At 61.0% G+C, this 16,721-nt stretch carries 15 protein-coding genes and 1 pseudogene; 8 read left to right on the forward strand and 8 right to left on the reverse strand.

The window, feature by feature from the left end; all coding sequences use genetic code 11:
• Positions 1 to 583 precede the first annotated feature (583 nt).
• On the forward strand, positions 584 to 1,273 hold the full coding sequence (locus ACN0X6_RS14255) for an energy-coupling factor ABC transporter permease (protein WP_417704849.1): 690 nt from the start codon (positions 584 to 586) through the stop codon (positions 1,271 to 1,273).
• 107 nt (positions 1,274 to 1,380) lie between these two features.
• Positions 1,381 to 1,596: a hypothetical protein gene (locus ACN0X6_RS14260; RefSeq protein ID WP_417704851.1), complete on the forward strand. Its 216-nt coding sequence runs from the start codon at positions 1,381 to 1,383 to the stop codon at positions 1,594 to 1,596.
• Positions 1,597 to 1,692: 96 nt separating this feature from the next.
• On the opposite strand, the gene yacG is transcribed toward ACN0X6_RS14260, so the two are convergent.
• From yacG to ACN0X6_RS14290, 6 genes are all read right to left on the reverse strand, one after another.
• Entirely contained in the window at positions 1,693 to 1,887 is a 195-nt protein-coding gene (yacG, locus tag ACN0X6_RS14265) for a DNA gyrase inhibitor YacG (RefSeq protein WP_417704852.1), read from the reverse strand.
• Positions 1,884 to 2,492, reverse strand: a complete 609-nt coding sequence (gene coaE, locus ACN0X6_RS14270) for a dephospho-CoA kinase (RefSeq protein WP_417704854.1) — start codon at positions 2,490 to 2,492, stop codon at positions 1,884 to 1,886. Before coaE ends, yacG begins: the two co-directional genes overlap by 4 nt.
• A 177-nt stretch (positions 2,493 to 2,669) precedes the next feature.
• Positions 2,670 to 3,539 carry a prepilin peptidase gene (locus ACN0X6_RS14275; protein WP_417704856.1) on the reverse strand — a complete coding sequence of 290 codons (870 nt, stop codon included), beginning with the start codon at positions 3,537 to 3,539 and terminating at the stop codon, positions 2,670 to 2,672.
• 3 nt (positions 3,540 to 3,542) lie between these two features.
• Positions 3,543 to 4,760 carry a type II secretion system F family protein gene (locus tag ACN0X6_RS14280; protein ID WP_417704858.1) on the reverse strand — a complete coding sequence of 406 codons (1,218 nt, stop codon included), beginning with the start codon at positions 4,758 to 4,760 and terminating at the stop codon, positions 3,543 to 3,545.
• Positions 4,761 to 4,762: 2 nt separating this feature from the next.
• Positions 4,763 to 6,466 carry a type IV-A pilus assembly ATPase PilB gene (pilB, locus tag ACN0X6_RS14285; RefSeq protein ID WP_417704860.1) on the reverse strand — a complete coding sequence of 568 codons (1,704 nt, stop codon included), beginning with the start codon at positions 6,464 to 6,466 and terminating at the stop codon, positions 4,763 to 4,765.
• A 148-nt stretch (positions 6,467 to 6,614) separates the two neighbouring features.
• Positions 6,615 to 7,088: a pilin gene (locus ACN0X6_RS14290; protein ID WP_417704862.1), complete on the reverse strand. Its 474-nt coding sequence runs from the start codon at positions 7,086 to 7,088 to the stop codon at positions 6,615 to 6,617.
• Positions 7,089 to 7,315: 227 nt separating this feature from the next.
• On the opposite strand from ACN0X6_RS14290, the gene ACN0X6_RS14295 reads away from it, so the two are divergent.
• Positions 7,316 to 7,621, forward strand: a complete 306-nt coding sequence (locus ACN0X6_RS14295; protein ID WP_417704864.1) for a nucleotidyltransferase family protein — start codon at positions 7,316 to 7,318, stop codon at positions 7,619 to 7,621.
• 282 nt (positions 7,622 to 7,903) lie between these two features.
• Here the strand turns inward: ACN0X6_RS14295 and nadC are convergent, their stop codons facing one another.
• Positions 7,904 to 8,752, reverse strand: coding sequence for a carboxylating nicotinate-nucleotide diphosphorylase (gene nadC, locus ACN0X6_RS14300; protein ID WP_417704866.1), 849 nt, complete (start codon positions 8,750 to 8,752; stop codon positions 7,904 to 7,906).
• Positions 8,753 to 9,155: 403 nt separating this feature from the next.
• Here nadC and ACN0X6_RS14305 point away from each other — a divergent pair, with 403 nt between their 5' ends.
• The 5 genes and pseudogenes from ACN0X6_RS14305 to ACN0X6_RS14325 all read left to right on the forward strand — a co-directional run bounded on the left by ACN0X6_RS14305 (position 9,156) and on the right by ACN0X6_RS14325 (position 15,656).
• Positions 9,156 to 11,456 (forward strand): DUF1631 domain-containing protein, encoded by a 2,301-nt coding sequence (locus ACN0X6_RS14305; RefSeq protein WP_417704868.1) that lies wholly within the window; start codon positions 9,156 to 9,158, stop codon positions 11,454 to 11,456.
• Between the two features lie 389 nt (positions 11,457 to 11,845).
• Complete coding sequence (gene ampD, locus ACN0X6_RS14310) at positions 11,846 to 12,397, forward strand: 1,6-anhydro-N-acetylmuramyl-L-alanine amidase AmpD (protein WP_417704870.1); 552 nt, start codon at positions 11,846 to 11,848, stop codon at positions 12,395 to 12,397.
• A 2-nt stretch (positions 12,398 to 12,399) separates the two neighbouring features.
• Positions 12,400 to 13,233, forward strand: coding sequence for a regulatory signaling modulator protein AmpE (ampE, locus tag ACN0X6_RS14315; protein WP_417704872.1), 834 nt, complete (start codon positions 12,400 to 12,402; stop codon positions 13,231 to 13,233).
• Positions 13,234 to 14,594: 1,361 nt separating this feature from the next.
• A pseudogene (locus ACN0X6_RS14320) lies at positions 14,595 to 14,801 on the forward strand (HAMP domain-containing protein); the annotation flags it as partial.
• Positions 14,802 to 14,951: 150 nt separating this feature from the next.
• Positions 14,952 to 15,656 carry a methyl-accepting chemotaxis protein gene (locus ACN0X6_RS14325; protein WP_371821454.1) on the forward strand — a complete coding sequence of 235 codons (705 nt, stop codon included), beginning with the start codon at positions 14,952 to 14,954 and terminating at the stop codon, positions 15,654 to 15,656.
• A gap of 205 nt (positions 15,657 to 15,861) precedes the next feature.
• Here the strand turns inward: ACN0X6_RS14325 and ACN0X6_RS14330 are convergent, their stop codons facing one another.
• Positions 15,862 to 16,641 (reverse strand): TatD family hydrolase, encoded by a 780-nt coding sequence (locus ACN0X6_RS14330; RefSeq protein WP_417704874.1) that lies wholly within the window; start codon positions 16,639 to 16,641, stop codon positions 15,862 to 15,864.
• Positions 16,642 to 16,721: the final 80 nt, after the last annotated feature.

Below are 16,721 nucleotides of genomic sequence, written 5' to 3' on the forward strand. Positions count from 1 at the left end.
GGCTTGCCAGCGCTTACCGCGCGGCGAGCTGGACAATCGTTGGTGAAGGCTCCGAACATGAGCGTCAGTATCAAGACAAGCGTCATTCCAGCGCATGCGGGACAGCGCTTGCGCTGGCCTGAAGGGGAATCATCCAGCGCTGGCCGTCATGCCGAGCACCTGGATTCCCGTCTGCGCGGAAATGACGACTATTTCAGGCCATCCCTGAGCCATCCTGGAGATTTGGATCCAGGCCAGTAGCAGGCCGTTGAAAAACGTAGGCGAGGCAGGCAAGACAAGGCAGAAATGGCCGAAAAAGCGCAGTTTACGTGCTGTAAATGAGCATTTTGAGGCCGTTTTTAACGCAGAATTGCCAACGCAGGTAGTTTTTCAACAGCCTGGTAGGGCTCAATGTATTCGCTTGACTGTGGCTGGGGTAAACAGCTGCGTCACTTCCGTGCAGCTTGTCACTCCGAGCGCCAGGATCCTTGCCTGCGTGGGGATGAATACGCATCTTGCCAGTTCTCAGCAGATTGCCCAGGCGCTACGAGTGCCGGTGTAGACTCTCTGGCACGGCGATGAATGAGGGAGAGGGTGTGCGCGCATGATCGCTTCCAACCTACTGGCGTTCTCCACCTTGCTGGGCGGCTGGCTGGTCTATGGGCTGGTGCTGCTCTGGGCGATAGCACGGGCGCCCTGGGTCGAACTGTTCAGTGACCTGCGCCGCCAGCATCTGCTGTTCGGCACCATGCTCGCGCTGTTTCTGCTATGGCTGGTGCGCCGCGATTTCGACTCCGGGCTGTCCTACCACTTCATCGGCATGACGGCGGTAACCCTGCTGCTCGACTGGCCACTCGCCGTGCTGGCGGGCCTGGCGGCGCAGCTTGGCCTGCTGGCTATCGGGCGCATGGATCTGGCCTCGCTCGGCGTCAACGGCGTGCTGCTGGTGCTGATTCCGGTGCTGGTCACCGAGGCGTGCGCAATCCGTGTCGAGCGCGCGCAGCCGCGTAATCTGTTCGTCTACATCTTCTTCTGCGGTTTCTTCCCGGCGGCGCTGGCCACGCTGATGACGCTGCTCGGCGGCCTTGCCCTGTTGTGGATGGACGGGCTGTTCCCCATGCCGCCCTGGCTGGACGACTTTGCCGGCTACCTGTGGCTGGTGGCGTTCCCCGAGGCCTTTATCAACGGCACCATCGTCACTGCGCTCGTGGTGTTCTACCCGGACTGGCTGGAAACCTTCAACCGCAGCCGCTACCTGCAGGCGCCCTGGAAGGAGGGGGATCACGGCGAGTGAATGGCGCTGTATTGGCCGATTGAATGGCGTTGCCGGGATTGATCCTGATCAAGACTCGGAGCGGGCCTGCCGCCATGCTGTGAAAAACGCCGCCGAGGGACTTGAACATGAGTATTCACAGCTGGGCCAGAAGCGCTCTGCACGATGTTTTGCGCGACGCCGAAGCCCAGGGTTTCGAGCGCCTGATGGTATTGCGTGCGCTGCTGGCGGAAATCGTGCAGCAGAACAAGGCGCTGCGCGACGCTCAGGAACTGGGCGGCGAACTGCAGTTTCTCGCCGACAACCTCGACGATGACCGCGATTACGCCTTCATGCGCCCCTGAGCCCCGTAGGGTGCGCCGTGCGCACCGCCTGCGTGCATGATGCTGATGGTCTTCCTTGGGCGCTACCGTAGGAGCGGCTTCAGCCGCGATTGCGCGTCAATGCGGCCTTGTCGGCAGCTCGCCGCTGAATATCTCGTCTTCCAGGTCATTGCCGGGAATCGCATGCTCTTCGGCGGCCCAGGCGCCCAGATCGATCAGCTTGCAGCGCTCGCAGCAGAAGGGGCGGTAGGTGTTTTCGGTTTTCCACTCGACGGGTGCGCTACAGGTTGGGCATTGAACGGTAATGGTCATGGCTGGCCTCCACGCAGGGTCAGATAGAAGTTGTGCAGGCGCTCGACCTCCGCGTCCAGCCAGGCCCTATCACGATCATTGACCAGCACGTCGTGGGCATGACGCAGGCGTTCTTCGCGGCTGGCCTGGGCCTGCATGATGGCGCGAACCTGTTCTTCGGAGCTCTGGTCGCGCGCGATGGTGCGTTGCACCTGCAGCTCGGCAGGGGTGTCGACGACCAATATGCGTTGGGTCATCTGCCGCTGGCCGGACTCGACCAGCAGTGGCGACACCAGAATGGCATAGGGCGATTCTGCGCGCGCCAGCACCTGAACGATCTCCTGACCGATCAGCGGATGCAGCAGGCTTTCCAGCCAGCGGCGTTGCTCGGGGGCGGCAAATATCAGCTTGCGCAGCGCGGCGCGGTCCAGCTCGCCATTGGCTTGCAGCACGCCCGCGCCGAAATGTTCGACGATCCTGCTCAGCGCCGGGCGTCCCGGTTCGACCACCCAGCGCGCCGCATGATCGGCGTCCACCACGTGCACGCCACGCTCGATAAAGCCTTGCGCCACCGCGCTCTTGCCGCTGCCAATGCCGCCAGTCAGGCCGAGTATCCAGGGTTTCATAACGCCAATGCGGCCTCGTTACTGCTCAAGGCCGCGATTGTAGGGGGGAATTGGATGCGATGCGAACCGCGTGTGCCGCGATCCGTCATCCCCGCGAAGGCGGGGACCCAGCTTGTGGAGCCAGAATAACTCCTGGGCTCCCGCCTTCGCGGGAGTGACGAGTGTTGCTGGGTTAGCTCAAAACCCGGCGAACTTCAGATAACTGCCGGTAATCACGTCACCCCACAGCAGGGCGATCCAGCCGGCAATCGCCAGATAGGGGCCGAAGGGAATCGGCGTGCCGGAATCGCTGCCACGCATGCGCAGCATGATGACCCCGAGTACCGCCCCGACCAGCGACGACAGCAGAATGGTCAGCGGCAGAATCTGCCAGCCACCCCAGGCGCCGAGCATGGCCAGTAGCTTGAAATCACCGTAACCCATGCCTTCCTTGCCGGTGATCAGCTTGAACAGCCAGTACACCGACCACAGGCTCAGGTAGCCGGCAATCGCCCCCCAGAGCGCGTCTTCCAGGCTGGTGAACAGCCCGAAGTAATTGACGATCAGGCCCAGCCACAGCAATGGCAGCACCAGCACATCCGGCAGAATCTGGTGATCGGCATCGATCAGACTCATCGCCAGCAGCCCCCAGGCCAGCACCAGCATCGCCCCGGCCTGCCAGGTAAACCCGAAATGCCAGGCGACGTAAGCGGAAAGCAGCCCGCAGGCCAGTTCGACGATGGGGTAACGCTTGCTGATCGGAGTCTTGCAGTTCGAACACTTGCCGCGCAGAAACAGATAGCTGATGACCGGGATGTTCTCCCAGGGCTTTATCTCATGGCCGCATTGCGGGCAGCAGGAATTGGGCAGGATCAGGTTGAAGGTTTCTGCTGCCGGTGCTGGCGGCAACTCCAGCACCTCGCGCGCCTGGCCTTGCCAGTCGCGTTGCAGCATCACGGGTAGGCGATAGATCACTACATTGAGGAAGCTGCCGACCAGCAGGCCCAGTAGCAAAGCACACAAAACAAAGGCCAGCGCATGGCTGGCCAGGAAGTCGAGTACAGGCATCGATCAGACCACTGCGCCCAGCTGGAAGATAGGCAAGTACATGGCGATGATCAGGCCGCCGACCAGCACACCCAGTACGGACATGATGATGGGCTCCATCAGGCTGGTGAGGCCGTCGACCATATTGTCCACTTCAGCCTCATAGAAGCTGGCCACCTTGTCGAGCATCTCATCCAGTGAGCCGGACTCTTCGCCAATGGCGGTCATCTGGATCGCCATGCTGGGGAACGTTCCAGTAGTGCGCATGGAGAAGTTCAACTGCATGCCGGTTGAAACATCTGCCTTGATTTTATTGGTCGCATTTTTGAAAACGACATTGCCTGTTGCACCAGCAACAGAGTCCAGCGCGTCTACGAGAGGCACGCCAGCCGAGAATGTGGTGGACAATGTGCGAGCGAAGCGTGCGACGGCAGATTTATAGAGGATGTCGCCGATAATTGGAAGTTTAAGTACTCCACGATCTACAGAATCTCGCAGCTTCTGTGATCTTTTCATGGCTTCTTTAAATGCAAATGCAGCAACAAGTGCTGCGGCCAGGAAGATAAACCACCATTCCTGCATGAAATGAGAGATGCCTATGACCATCTGTGTAAAGGCCGGAAGTTCCGCTCCGAAGTTAGCAAAAACATCTTCAAACTGCGGTACGACCTTGATAAGTAGAATTGCTGAAACGATCACGGCGACGACTACCACTGCAATCGGGTAGTTCATTGCCTTTTTGATCTTGGCTTTGAGTGCCTCGGTCTTCTCTTTATAGGTGGCAATACGGTCAAGAAGGCTCTCCAAGGCACCAGCCTGCTCCCCGGATTCCACTAAGTTGCAATAAAGTTCATCAAAATATGCAGGTTTTTTACGCAGCGAGGTAGCAAAGCTATTGCCGGCCGCTACCTCCTGTTTTACTTCGTCCACCAGCTTGCGCATATTGGGGTTGTCGACGCCTTCGGCAATGATGTCGAAGGACTGCAGCAGCGGCACCCCGGCCTTCATCATGGTCGCCATCTGTCGGGTAAACAGGGCGATATCCATGGGTTTGATCTTCTTGCCCTTGCCAAAGGACAACGATGATTCCTTGCGCACCTTGGTGGGGTTGATGCCTTGCTTGCGCAGTTGCGCCTTGATCAGGGCTGGATTCTGCCCATTGATCACGCCGGAGACGACCGCGCCGCGTCTGTCTTTGCCTTCCCACTTGAATGCGCTGGTTTTTAGAGCTTTTTCGGCCATGGTTAATCCTTGGTCACGCGGTTGACTTCCTCAAGGCTGGTAACCCCTTGCATGGCCTTGAGCAAAGCGGAGGTGCGCAGGTCATTAAAGCCGTCTTTACGCATCTGCGCGGCAATATCGATGGAGTTGCCTTCTTCCATGATAATCCGCTGCAGGTTGGGCGTGTTTTTAACCACTTCATAAATACCGACGCGGCCCTTGTAACCGCCCTTGCAGTTTTCACAGCCCACGGGACCATAAATCTTGAAGGTGCCGATCTTGTCCTCGGGGAAGCCCTCGGCCAGCAGAGTTTCGCGGGGTACGTTGACTTCCTTCTTGCAGCTGCTGCACAGCTTGCGCGCCAGGCGCTGGGCGATGATCAGGTTCACCGAGGTGGCGATATTGAACGAAGGCACACCCATATTGCGCAGGCGGGTCAGGGTTTCCGCGGCGCTGTTGGTGTGCAGGGTCGACATGACCATGTGCCCGGTCTGTGCGGCCTTGACGGCAATGGAGGCTGTATCCAGGTCGCGGATCTCACCGACCATGATGATATCCGGGTCCTGACGCAGGAAGGCGCGCAGTGCCTGGGTGAAGTCCATGCCCTGCTTGGGGTTGACGTTGACTTGGTTGATCCCCTCCAGGTTGATCTCCACCGGGTCTTCCGCAGTAGAGATATTCACGTCAGCCGTGTTGAGGATGTTCAGGCCGGTGTAGAGCGATACGGTTTTGCCCGAGCCGGTGGGGCCGGTGACCAGAATCATACCCTGGGGCTGCTTGAGGGCGTTCATATAGAGCTCTTTCTGCTCTTCCTCATAGCCCAGTGCGTCGATGCCCATTTGCGCGCTGGTAGGGTCGAGAATCCGCATCACGATCTTTTCGCCCCACAGTGTGGGTAGCGTGTTGACGCGAAAGTCGATGGCCTTGGTCTTGGAGATCTTCATCTTGATACGGCCGTCCTGCGGCTTGCGCCGCTCGGAGATATCCAGTGCAGCCATGACCTTTAGGCGGGCAGAAATTCTTGGGGCGAGCTGGATTGGCGGGCGTGCCGCCTCATGCAGAATGCCGTCGGTGCGAAAACGCACGCGATAGTTTTTCTCGTAAGGTTCGAAGTGCAGGTCTGATGAGCCGCCCTTGATGGCGTCCAGCAGCATTTTGTTGACGAAGCGTACTACCGGCGCATCGTCGGCGTCAGCGCCTCCATCGCCCACAGGTTTCTCATCATCGACGGCCTGCACATCCAAACCGTCGAGGTCGACATCGGCCAGGTCTTCCATGCCGCTATTGGCTGAGTCGAAGAACTTGTCGATGGCATCGCCTAGTTTGTCGTCCTCGACCAGAATGGCTTCTGTGGTCAGGCCGGTGCTGAACTGTACGTCGGTGACGGCCTGGTGGTTGGACGGGTCGGAGAGGCCGACGAACAGCTTGTTACCGCGACGCCACAATGGCAGCACGCGGTGTTGGCGTACCAGTTTCTCGCTGATCAGGTCACGTGGCTGGCTTTCCTTGTCGAGGGTGTTGAGGTCGAGAAAGGAAACGCCGAACTGCTCCGAGGCCAATTCGGCCAGGGCGCGGCTCTTTACCAGCTTGTTCTGCACCAGATAGGTCACCAGCGACAGCTTGTTGCGCTGGGCTTGCTGCTGGGCTTGTAGAGAGCTGTTCTCGTCGAGGAGATTCGCTATGACCAGTTGTTTGGCGAGGCCGGTTAGAGCGGGGGAAGCATTCATGAATAGCTGCCAGTCAATTTGTCTATGTCGGTAATTTATAGCGAACAAGCCTGCTACTAACCAGAGATGATTGCGAGTTGAGGAGCAATGTTGTGACAAAAAAAGAGACTGCCTAGGCAGTCTCTTTTCTGTATGTCGCAAGCTGTGCTTATGTGCGGCAGTTTGCAGGCAGGAACTTGACGTCGATAGTAGTGGCGCCGTTGGTGGTTTTGCAGTCCCAGGTGATGGAGCCAGTGGAGTTGTTGTTCGCGATGGGGTTGTTGTTGATCTCCGGTACCAAAGCCAATACGTTATTTGCGCCTAGCTGGGGAATGCCGCCCATGGTGACAGAAATAGTGCCGTTTGCAGCGTCAACTGCGATGGCGGTGATCAGAGCTGTGGTCAAGTTGGGTTGATCCGCTGCGATTTCTGCCGAATACGCTGCTACGCCAGCGACACCGTTATCGGCGAATACATCGGTAACACCGATTTTGATGGCGCTGGCAGCGATCAGGCCTTCGGAGACCTTGGCGCGGACGGTATAGTCCTGGTAAGCAGGCAGGGCTACAGCGGCCAGGATGCCAATGATCGCGACAACGATCATCAGTTCGATCAGGGTGAAGCCTTTTTGCATGGATTTCATATCGGGGTCGCTCCAAGAGTTAGTGTAGGCAACGTATTCGCTGCGCTGAACTAGCTCATGCATTGAATGTGCCAGTCTTGCAGGCGGCACTTGAGCTGTGCATTAGGGCCGTATCTCTATAGCGTTGAACGGATTTTAGGGCGAAAACTGACAAAAAATGGCAGGCCTTGCAGTCGTGTCGCAGTTCAGGTGGGCGTAACAGCGGCACGACCAATGCGAGGTTCGGGTTGCCGCTGCATGCGGTCGAGAAGTTATGCGCTGTTTTTCGCGCGTGTCCGCAGGTCGAGCGAGTCATTCTGTATGGCTCACGTGCCAAAGGTAATTATCGAGTTGGGTCGGATATCGATCTGACGGTTGAGGGGGAAGGGCTTTCACTGGCGCAGTTATTGGCCATGGAGAGCCAGATCGACGAGTTGTTGCTGCCCTGGATGGTCGATCTTTCTCTCAAGGATCGTATCGATAACCCGGCGCTGCTCGATCATATCGCTCGCGTCGGGTTGACCTTTTATGAGCGCGGCAGGGCGGATGCGTAGGGTGGAGTCGTCGTAGTTGCCTCCATCGTCATCGTTTGCCACCAGGCTGCTGCTGATGCAGATAGCTGAATTCTGCGCGATGGGTTGAGATGATTTGTCTCTGGTGTCAGGTGTGGGCTGCGTAACGACGGATTACGCTTCCGCTAATTCATCCCGCGCGATGCCTTCAATGGCCCTGAAATTGTAGGAGCCCCGCCCCGGGGCGAGCTTTTTGTAGCTCAGTGCGATTTCGCTGAGGCCGCGATTCGCCGCGAGGCGCGGCTCCCGCAATGAGTTGGTGGCTTACAACGCCAGGCGCATCGACAAGTCCACCGCCTTCACATCCTTGGTCAGCGTCCCCAGCGAGATGTAGTCCACGCCCGTCTCGGCGATCACGCGCAAGGTGCTGTCATTGATGCCGCCCGAAGCTTCGAGCTTGGCGCGGCCGGCGGTGAGTCTCACGGCTTCGCGCATGTCGTCCAGCGACAGTTCGTCGAGCATGACGATATCGGCGCCCGCCTCCAGGGCTTCGCGCAGCTCTTCCAGGCTTTCCACCTCCACTTCCACCGGCTTGCCTGGGGCGATCTGCTGGGCGGCGCTGATGGCCTGGGCGATGCCGCCGCAGGCGGCGATGTGGTTTTCCTTTATAAGGAAAGCATCGTACAAACCGATGCGGTGGTTGTGGCAGCCGCCGCAGGTCACGGCGTACTTCTGCGCCAGACGCAGGCCCGGCAGGGTTTTGCGGGTGTCCAGCAGCTTTACCTGGGTGCCTGCTACCAGGTCGGCATAGTGGCGGCAGCGGGTGGCGACTGCAGACAGGCTCTGCAGGAAGTTCAGGGCGCTGCGCTCGCCGCTGAGCAGTGCGCGCGCCGGGCCTTCGAGGCGGAACAGGGTCTGGTCGGCGTTGACCTTGTCGCCATCCTGCACCTGCCAATGCACCGCGACGCGCGGGTCGAGCTGGCGAAATACCGCATCGACCCAGGCGGTGCCGCAAATAACTGCCTCTTCACGGGTGATCACGCGGGCGCTGGCCAGGCGCTCGGCCGGAATCAGCTGGGCCGTGATGTCGCCGCTGCCAATGTCTTCTGCCAGGGCGCGACGGACGTTGGCTTCGATTTCGCTGCTGAGGTCGGCGAGGGTCAGGTTGGGCATGATCGGCTCCGGTGTAGGCGAGCGGCGATTATAGAGGCAGGCAGGGGGAGGGCAATGGGCTGGAGTGTGCTCGGAATCATCGCGGGGCAAAAGGATTCGCTGCGGGTCGCGGCGCCTGAAAAGGCGGCTGCGGCCCGACCAGCGGGGCAGCGTCACAGGGCTGTCAGCGTTAGGCTGTAGAAATACGGCTGTCGTGTAGGGACTACCGTCTGTAGGTGGCGTGTGGCTATCTGTGATCTGGGTCATGTCTGCAGGAAAAATTGGCTTGGTATGGCGCGCGGCCTCCCTATAATGGCTTTACTTTTTTCATTATTGACGCCAGGCCTTTGACGTTACGGACGACGCTCGGTTGACGCTGTGCAGACCAGGAAGCTCGAGTTCGGGCAGTCTGCGGGAGACTAGAATGAAGACCGACGCGAACGTGGTGCACCTGAACAAGGCCACCGCAGAGCAATCGCCAACTTCGCCGGTAGGAAGACTGCCCGTGGCGCTGATTCAGGTGCGTGACAAAGCCGCGCAACAGCTCAAGCAGAACCTGCAGAGCCTGTTCGACAATGCTGACGATACCCTCTTCGAGATGGCGGATCGGGCGACCAGCAATACCGAGCAGAATGCGTTCTTCGAGGCCATGCGCGACCTGCGCCTGAAGCGCAAGAACATCGAGCGCGGCTTTCTGCAGAAGGTGTTCGAGTCCTTCGCCAATCTCAATCAGTACGAAATCGGCAAGCCCCAGCCGGCTCTGGATGCCGTGTCGTTCGACAGCCTGAGCCTGGTGCAGAACGACGAGCTGGAAGAGACCGTGGCGCTGGACGCCATGGTGGCCAAGGTGATGAGCCGAGATGCTGTCGCCTTGGGCCATCTCACCACGCGCCTCAATGCGGTGATCAGCAAGAAGCTGGATGACAAGAGCAACCCGCTCGGCCCGACCCTGCTCAGCGAATACTTCCTCGACGCCTGCAGCAGCCTGGGTGTGGAGATCAAGGTCAAGCTGATCATCCTCAAGCTGTTCGAAAAGTACGTGCTCGGCAGTTGCGACATGCTTTATGCCGAGGCCAATCAGGCGCTGGTCAGCGCAGGCGTGCTGCCTGAGCTGAAGTCCGCCGCACCGCGCCGTCAGCAGCGCCCGGCAGCTTCCGCTTATGTCCAGTCGTCCGGTGAGGAAGGCATTCCCTTGCTCGAAGGCGCCGATCAGGGTGTGCAGGAAGTGTTCGGTGCGCTGCAGGATCTGCTCTCGCAAGTGCGTGGCACGGCGATGCCGCGCCGGGCTCAGGCCGCCGATGCAATGCCGATCACCAGCAGCGACCTGATGCGCCTGCTGTCGCACATGCAGCAACGGGCCCCGGCGCAGGTCAGCGTCGAGGATTTCGATCTTCGCGACCAGCTCGAGCGACTGCTCGAACGTGCCAGTGCCAAGAGTGGCAAGGCGCGGGTGGTGGGCGAGGTCGACGAAGACGTGATCAATCTGGTGTCGATGCTGTTCGAGTTCATTCTCGATGACCGCACCCTGCCGGATTCGCTCAAGGCTCTGATTGGCCGCCTGCAGATTCCGATGCTCAAGGTGGCGGTACTGGACAAGACCTTCTTCAGCCGTGGCAGCCATCCGGCGCGCCGCTTGCTCAACGAAATCGCCTCTGCCGCGCTGGGTTGGGTCGATCAGGACGATGCGCAGCGTGACAGCCTCTATCAGAAGATCGAGCAGGTGGTTCAGCGCCTGCTGAACGATTTCGTCGATGATCCGGCGATCTTCTCCGAACTGCTGGCCGAGTTCATGGCGTTCACGGGCGATGAGCGTCGTCGCAGCGAACTGCTCGAGCAGCGTACCCGCGACGCCGAGGAAGGCAGCGCCAAGGCCGAACTGGCCCGCCGCCAGGTCGAGCAGGCACTGAACGAGCGGCTGCTGGGCAAGACGCTGCCGGAAGTGGTGGTGCGCCTGCTGCAGGAAGCCTGGAGCAAGGTGCTGATGCTCACCTGCCTCAAGCATGGCGTGGAGTCGGACGAATGGCAGGCTGCGCTGCAGACCATGGATGACCTGGTCTGGAGCGTCGCCCCGCACGAAGACCCCGAAGCGCGTCTGCGCTTGCTGGAGCTGGTGCCCGGCTTGCTCAAGGCGCTGCGCGAAGGCATGGCCAGTGCTGCGTTCGATCCGTTCTCTACCAGCGAATTCTTCAGTCAGTTGGAAGTGCTGCATGTGCAGGCCTTCCAGCGCTTCAAGCGCGCGACCCCTGAAGCCGAGACGGCCGTTGCCGAGGATGCTGCGCAGACCGATCCGAGTGAAGCCGGCATCGAGCTGCCACTGCTGGAGCTGCCGGCGGCCGAAGAGGTCGATGACGCTCCGGCGATGGTCGAGGTGGTCGAAGAGATCATTCTGCTCGCGCCGGGCCAGACCCGCCCGCAGGAGCCGGACGTGGTGCTCCCGGACGACGACGAGGCGCTGCTGCAGGTCGACAGCCTGCGTGTGGGGAGCTGGGTGGAAATCCAGGAAGATGAAGAGCACAAGCTGCGCTGCAAGCTGGCGGCCATCATCAAACCCACTGGCAAATACGTGTTCGTCAATCGCACCGGCATGAAGGTGCTGGAGAAGACGCGCAACGCGCTGGCGGTGGAGTTCCGCCGCAACGCTGTGCGCCTGCTTGACGATGCGCTGCTGTTCGATCGCGCCCTGGAGTCGGTCATCGGTAATCTGCGCAAGTTGAAGCACAGCTGATCGTTGCCTGGGAGCGCTTCGCTCCTGGCAGCGGCTTGGCCGGTAGGAGCCCCGCCCCGGGGCGAAGCTTTTCGATGGTGCGGCGTGCTCGATATCGATTCGCCGCGAGACGCGGCTCCTGCAGCGTTTGATCCTCGGGATGTTCTGAAAAAACGTCATTGCTGCGCAGGCGCAACTGCAGCTTTATCGCTGAACAGCGCTTGCGCTGGCCCGAAGGGAGATAATCCAGCGTCTGCGCCTCTCCTGGCTCCCGGCTTCGCGGGAGTGCCGATGAATGGGTTTTTCCGAGTTTCCCTGGATATTTCCCGCCTTTGCACATCCTGTTGCGGCCTCGCTCTTGGCCGCCGTAGCCACCTGCTCTAGAGTGGTGACACGTTCAGGAGTGCCACATGCAGCTCGACCCTTCAACTGGCTGGTTCCAGGGTATCCCTCACTGCCCGTCGCCGAATTGCAACGCGCGTCCCGGTGGCGAAATCTCCCTGCTGGTGGTGCACAACATCAGTCTGCCACCTGGGCAGTTCGGGACCGGCAAGGTGCAGGCGTTCTTTCAGAACCGCTTGCCCGTGCACGAGCATCCTTTCTTCGCCGAGATCGCCTGCCTGCAGGTTTCCGCGCATTTCTTCATCGAGCGTGATGGCGGCCTGACGCAATTCGTCTCCTGCCTGGATCGTGCCTGGCACGCCGGGGTTTCCTGGTTCGAGGGGCGCGACAACTGCAATGATTTTTCCCTGGGCGTGGAGCTGGAAGGGACGGATGATCTGCCCTACAGCGACGCCCAGTACGCCAGGTTGGCCGAGCTGACGCGACAGTTGCTGGACGCTTACCCGGCGCTGTCGACGCAGCGTATCCGTGGCCACAGCGATATCGCCCCTGGGCGCAAGACCGACCCGGGGGCAGCGTTCGACTGGTCGCGTCTGCACGCCGAATTGAAGGAGAGGTAGCAATGAGTTTTCTGGTGATTCTGCTGGTGCTGTGGGTCGAGAAATTTTCCGCCTGGCGTCTGCGCATCCAGCAGGACGGCCCCTGGTTGGCGCAGCTGCAGCGTCTGCAACAAGGCGGTCTGCAGCAGGCTCCGTGGCTGTGCCTGGCCATTCTGGTGCTGTTGCCGGTATTGGCGCTGGGGCTGGTGCTGCTGATCCTCAAGCCGCTGGCCTACGGCTGGCTGGCCTTGCCCGTGCATTTGCTGGTGCTGATCTACAGCCTGGGGCGTGGTGATCTGCTTGCGGCGTTGGGGCCGTTTCGCGACGCCTGGCGGCGCGGTGACGGTCAGGCGGCTTACCACGTGGCTGAACGTGATCTTTCGTTGCAGCCGGAGGAGAGCACCGAACTGCTGCAGCAGGTTCAGGGGCATCTGCTGTGGCAGGCCTATCAGAGCTTCTTCGCCGTTATCTTCTGGTATCTGCTGCTCGGCCCCATGGCGGCGCTGGCTTATCGCCTGCTGGCCTTGAGCGCCGAGCATGCGCAGCAAGCCGCCCTGCGTGAGCGCGCCGTGCAACTGCGCCACGCCTTCGACTGGCTGCCGGCGCGGGTCCTGGCTTCCAGTTTCGCGCTGGTCGGCAACTTCGTCGCCGTCAGCCGTGCCTTGCTGCATGAGCTGCTGAGCTGGGACATTTCTGCTGCGCAGCTGGTGATCAAGGCTGGGCGTGCGGCCGGTGAGATGCCGCCGCCGGTCATGGGCGAGGAGGGCGTCGAGACCCTGGATCAGCTGTGGCAACTGCTGATCCGTGCTGCGGTGGTCTGGTACGCCGGGTACGCGGTCTGGGTGCTGTTCATCTAGAGATCCTGCCCAAACGCTATGCAGGGCGGGGGCCACCTGCTGTCACGCACAGTGGCGGGTTGCACCCGCCCTACATGCCGGCTTCGTGGAGGCCGCGCCCTGCGGCGAATGGCAAAACAGCATTCGCCCCGAGTCGGGGCTCCGGCATGGCCTTGGCTGGACGCGCTCAGCGCGCGTTTAACCTTAAGTTACAAAGGCGCGTGTCGATAAGGGGTATAAGGAGGCCGTAGTCGACCCTGTTTGGTGATTTTCGTCACATTTATCTGCCTGTATTCGCCGTATGGATCGGCGCGCCGCAGGTCGGTCGACACAGGACGCCGTGATCAGCCCGTGAGAGGCTCGTCGGCGATCCAAGCGATACCTATAACAATAATGGCAACTGGAGACGTCTAGTGAAGACCGTGTTGTATCCGGCCATCGCGCTGATGAATCGCCTCAGCTTCGGCATGAAGTTCAGCCTGATCAGCGTTCTATTCTTCCTGCCCATGCTCGTCACCAACTTCTACCTGGTGCGCGACTCCTATCGTCAGTTCGTCGGCACCCAGACTGCCCTGCAAAGCCTCGAACTGCTCGGCAGCAGCCTGCAACTGCGCCGTGATCTCGAGAGCCTCAACGATCTGGTGCAGATCAACTCGATGATCGGTCAGTCCGGTCAGGCGGGGGATCTGGAGGGGCGTATAGATCAACTGCAGCAGTCGCTCAACGCCGGTGTGCAAGGGCTGCAGCCGGTGACCAGCGATGCCGAGCAGGCCGCAGAGTTCGTCGCCAAGCGCGACGAATTGCTGACCGAGCTGAAAAGCGCAGAGGCCGAGACCTCCTTGCAGAGCAAGACGGTCATCGTCGAGAAGCTGCTGGGCTCCTCCCAGGTCTTCATCAAACTGGTGGCCAGTCAGGCGGGGTTGAGCCAGGACCCGCAACGCCAGGTGCGGCAGATCACCGAGCTGATCACCAACGTCACCCCGCAGATCACCGATGTGCTCAGTCAAGGCCGTGCCATCGGCGCCTATTCCCTGGGGCAGGGTTTTCTCAATTCCGCAGCCAGCACCCAGTTCGATGACCTGCTGCTGCAGCTGGAGAAGCTGCACGCCGAGTACGGCCTGAATCTGCAGGAGGCACTGGCCGGTAACGTCGTTGCGCAGAATGGGCTGGGCAGCCTGGCCGAAGCCAGTCGCCAGAGTCTGAAGGACAGTGGCGTGCTGTTCGAGGATCAGGTGATCATCGCCGACAGCCTGGATACGCCCTGGGCGCAGTTCTACGATCAGGTCAGCCAGGAAATGGCCAGGACCTACGCCTTCAACGACGGCCTGCTGGCGTTCCTCGACAGCCAGTTGAGCGAGCGGCTGACCGAGAACCGTGCGCAGATGGTGTTGCTGGTGGTGGCACTGGTGGTGGTGTTCCTGTTGATCGTCTACCTCTACAGCGGCTTCTACGTGTCCACCCGCTCGACCCTGAAAAACCTGGGGCAGGTGATGGACAGGGTTGCCGCAGGCGATATGACGGCCAACTTCCAGGCGCAGAGCCGAGACGAGCTGGGCGAGCTGGGGCAGGTGTTCAACCAGACCGTGCTGCGCATTCATGATCTGATCGAGCGCGTCGGGCATACGGTGGGCGAGGTCGGCGGCCAGGCGGATCGCGTCGAGCTGGTTTCAGGCGAGAGCAACCAGGCGGTGGCCGGTCAGCGTGCACAGATCGAGCAGGTAGCCACGGCGATGAATCAGATGTCCGCCACTGCCCAGGAGGTGGCGCGCAGCGCCGCTGCAGCGGTGGGGAGCGCGCAGAGCGTGAATCAGGAAACGGTCAGCGGCCGCGCGTTGGTCGAGCAGCAGGTCGGTGCGATCCAGCGTCTTGCCGGTGAAATCGACCAGTCGGTGGCGGTGATCAATCAGCTGGCCAGCGACAGTGCGGCGATCAGCCAGGTGCTCGATGTGATCAAGGGTATCGCCGAGCAGACCAACCTGTTGGCGCTCAATGCCGCCATCGAGGCGGCGCGGGCCGGCGAGCAGGGCCGAGGTTTTGCCGTGGTGGCTGATGAGGTGCGCAACCTGGCCAAGCGTACGCAGCAGTCCACCGAAGAGATCGAGGCGATGATCGCCAAGCTGCAGGGCGGCGTGGGGGCGGCGGTGAAGGCGATGAACGCCAGCCACCAGATGGCCGATGGCACGGTCAGCCAGTCGGCCAAGGTGCAGCAGGCCCTGGAAAATATCCTCGGCGCGGTGGGCATGATCGTCGACCAGAACCAGCAGATCGCTGCGGCGGCCGAGCAGCAGACGGCGGTGGCGCACGATATCGACCAGAACATCGTCGAAATCAACCATGCGGGCGAGCGCACCGCTGCCGGTGCCAGCCAGACCGAGCAGGCCAGCCGCGAGCTGAGCGAGCTGGTTTCGCGTCTCAAGCAGTTGATCGGCGCATTCCGGGTCTGATCGCACCGTGGGAGGGGCTTCAGCGGCGATGCTTTTGTAGTCGTCGCGGCTAAAGCCCCTCCCACAGCATTCCTGCGACCGTCGTGCTGACCCTGTAGGAGCGGCTTCAGCCGCGAATCTGGGCGACAGGGTCTGGAAACATTCGCCCCGGGGCGGGGCTCCTACGGACGGTCGTGTAGGGCGATTTGCCGGCGCTCTGTGCGGTCTATGTCCAACCGAACAACTCATCCGCATTACGGCTGCTGGCCGCCGCCAGCTCCTCGCCTGTAACGTCACGTAGCGCTGCCAGCTCGCTGCAGATTTCAGCCAGATACTCCGGGCTGTTGCGCTGGTTGGGATACATAGCGGGGGCCATGTCCGGGGCGTCGGTTTCCAGCACGATGGTGTCCAGTGGTAGCTGTGCGACCACCTTGTGCAGGCGATTGGCCTGCGGCCAGGTGGCGGCGCCGCCAAGGCCGAGGCGAAAGCCCAGCTTGATGTACTCGCGAGCTTCCTCGTGGCTGCCGGCGAAGGCGTGGATGATGCCGCCGCGCGCCAGGCGAAAGCGTTTGAGTGTGGCGATGGTCGCGGCATGGGCACGGCGCACGTGCAGCAGCGCCGGCAGTTCGAACTCGGCGGCCAGTTGCAGCTGCGCTTCGAACAGCGCTTGCTGGCGCTGCCGATCCAGGTGTTCCAGGTAATAATCCAGGCCGAACTCACCGACGGCGCACAGCTTGCTGTGCCCGGCCAGTTTGTCCAGCCAGTCGCGCAGCTCAAGGAGATGCTGCGGGTGATGGTCATCCAGATAGACCGGATGCAGGCCGAACGCGGCATGCAGGTTGTCGTTGGCCTCGACCAACTGCCACAGGCGCTGCCAGTTGGCCTGGTAGACGCCCAGCACCACCATGCGCTGCACGCCCAGCGCGCGGCTGCGTGCGAGCACTTCGTCGCGATCGGCGTCGAAGTCGGGGAAATCCAGGTGCGTATGGGTGTCGATCAGGCGCATCGGTCTGCTCACCAAAGGACGTTCAGAATCGGCTATTTTCCCCTTTCACGCCAGGATAAGGGAGCGTTGGCGAATCTTTT

The organism is Pseudomonas sp., from assembly GCF_048269965.1.
In the GTDB taxonomy this organism is placed as follows: Bacteria; Pseudomonadota; Gammaproteobacteria; order Pseudomonadales; family Pseudomonadaceae; genus Aquipseudomonas.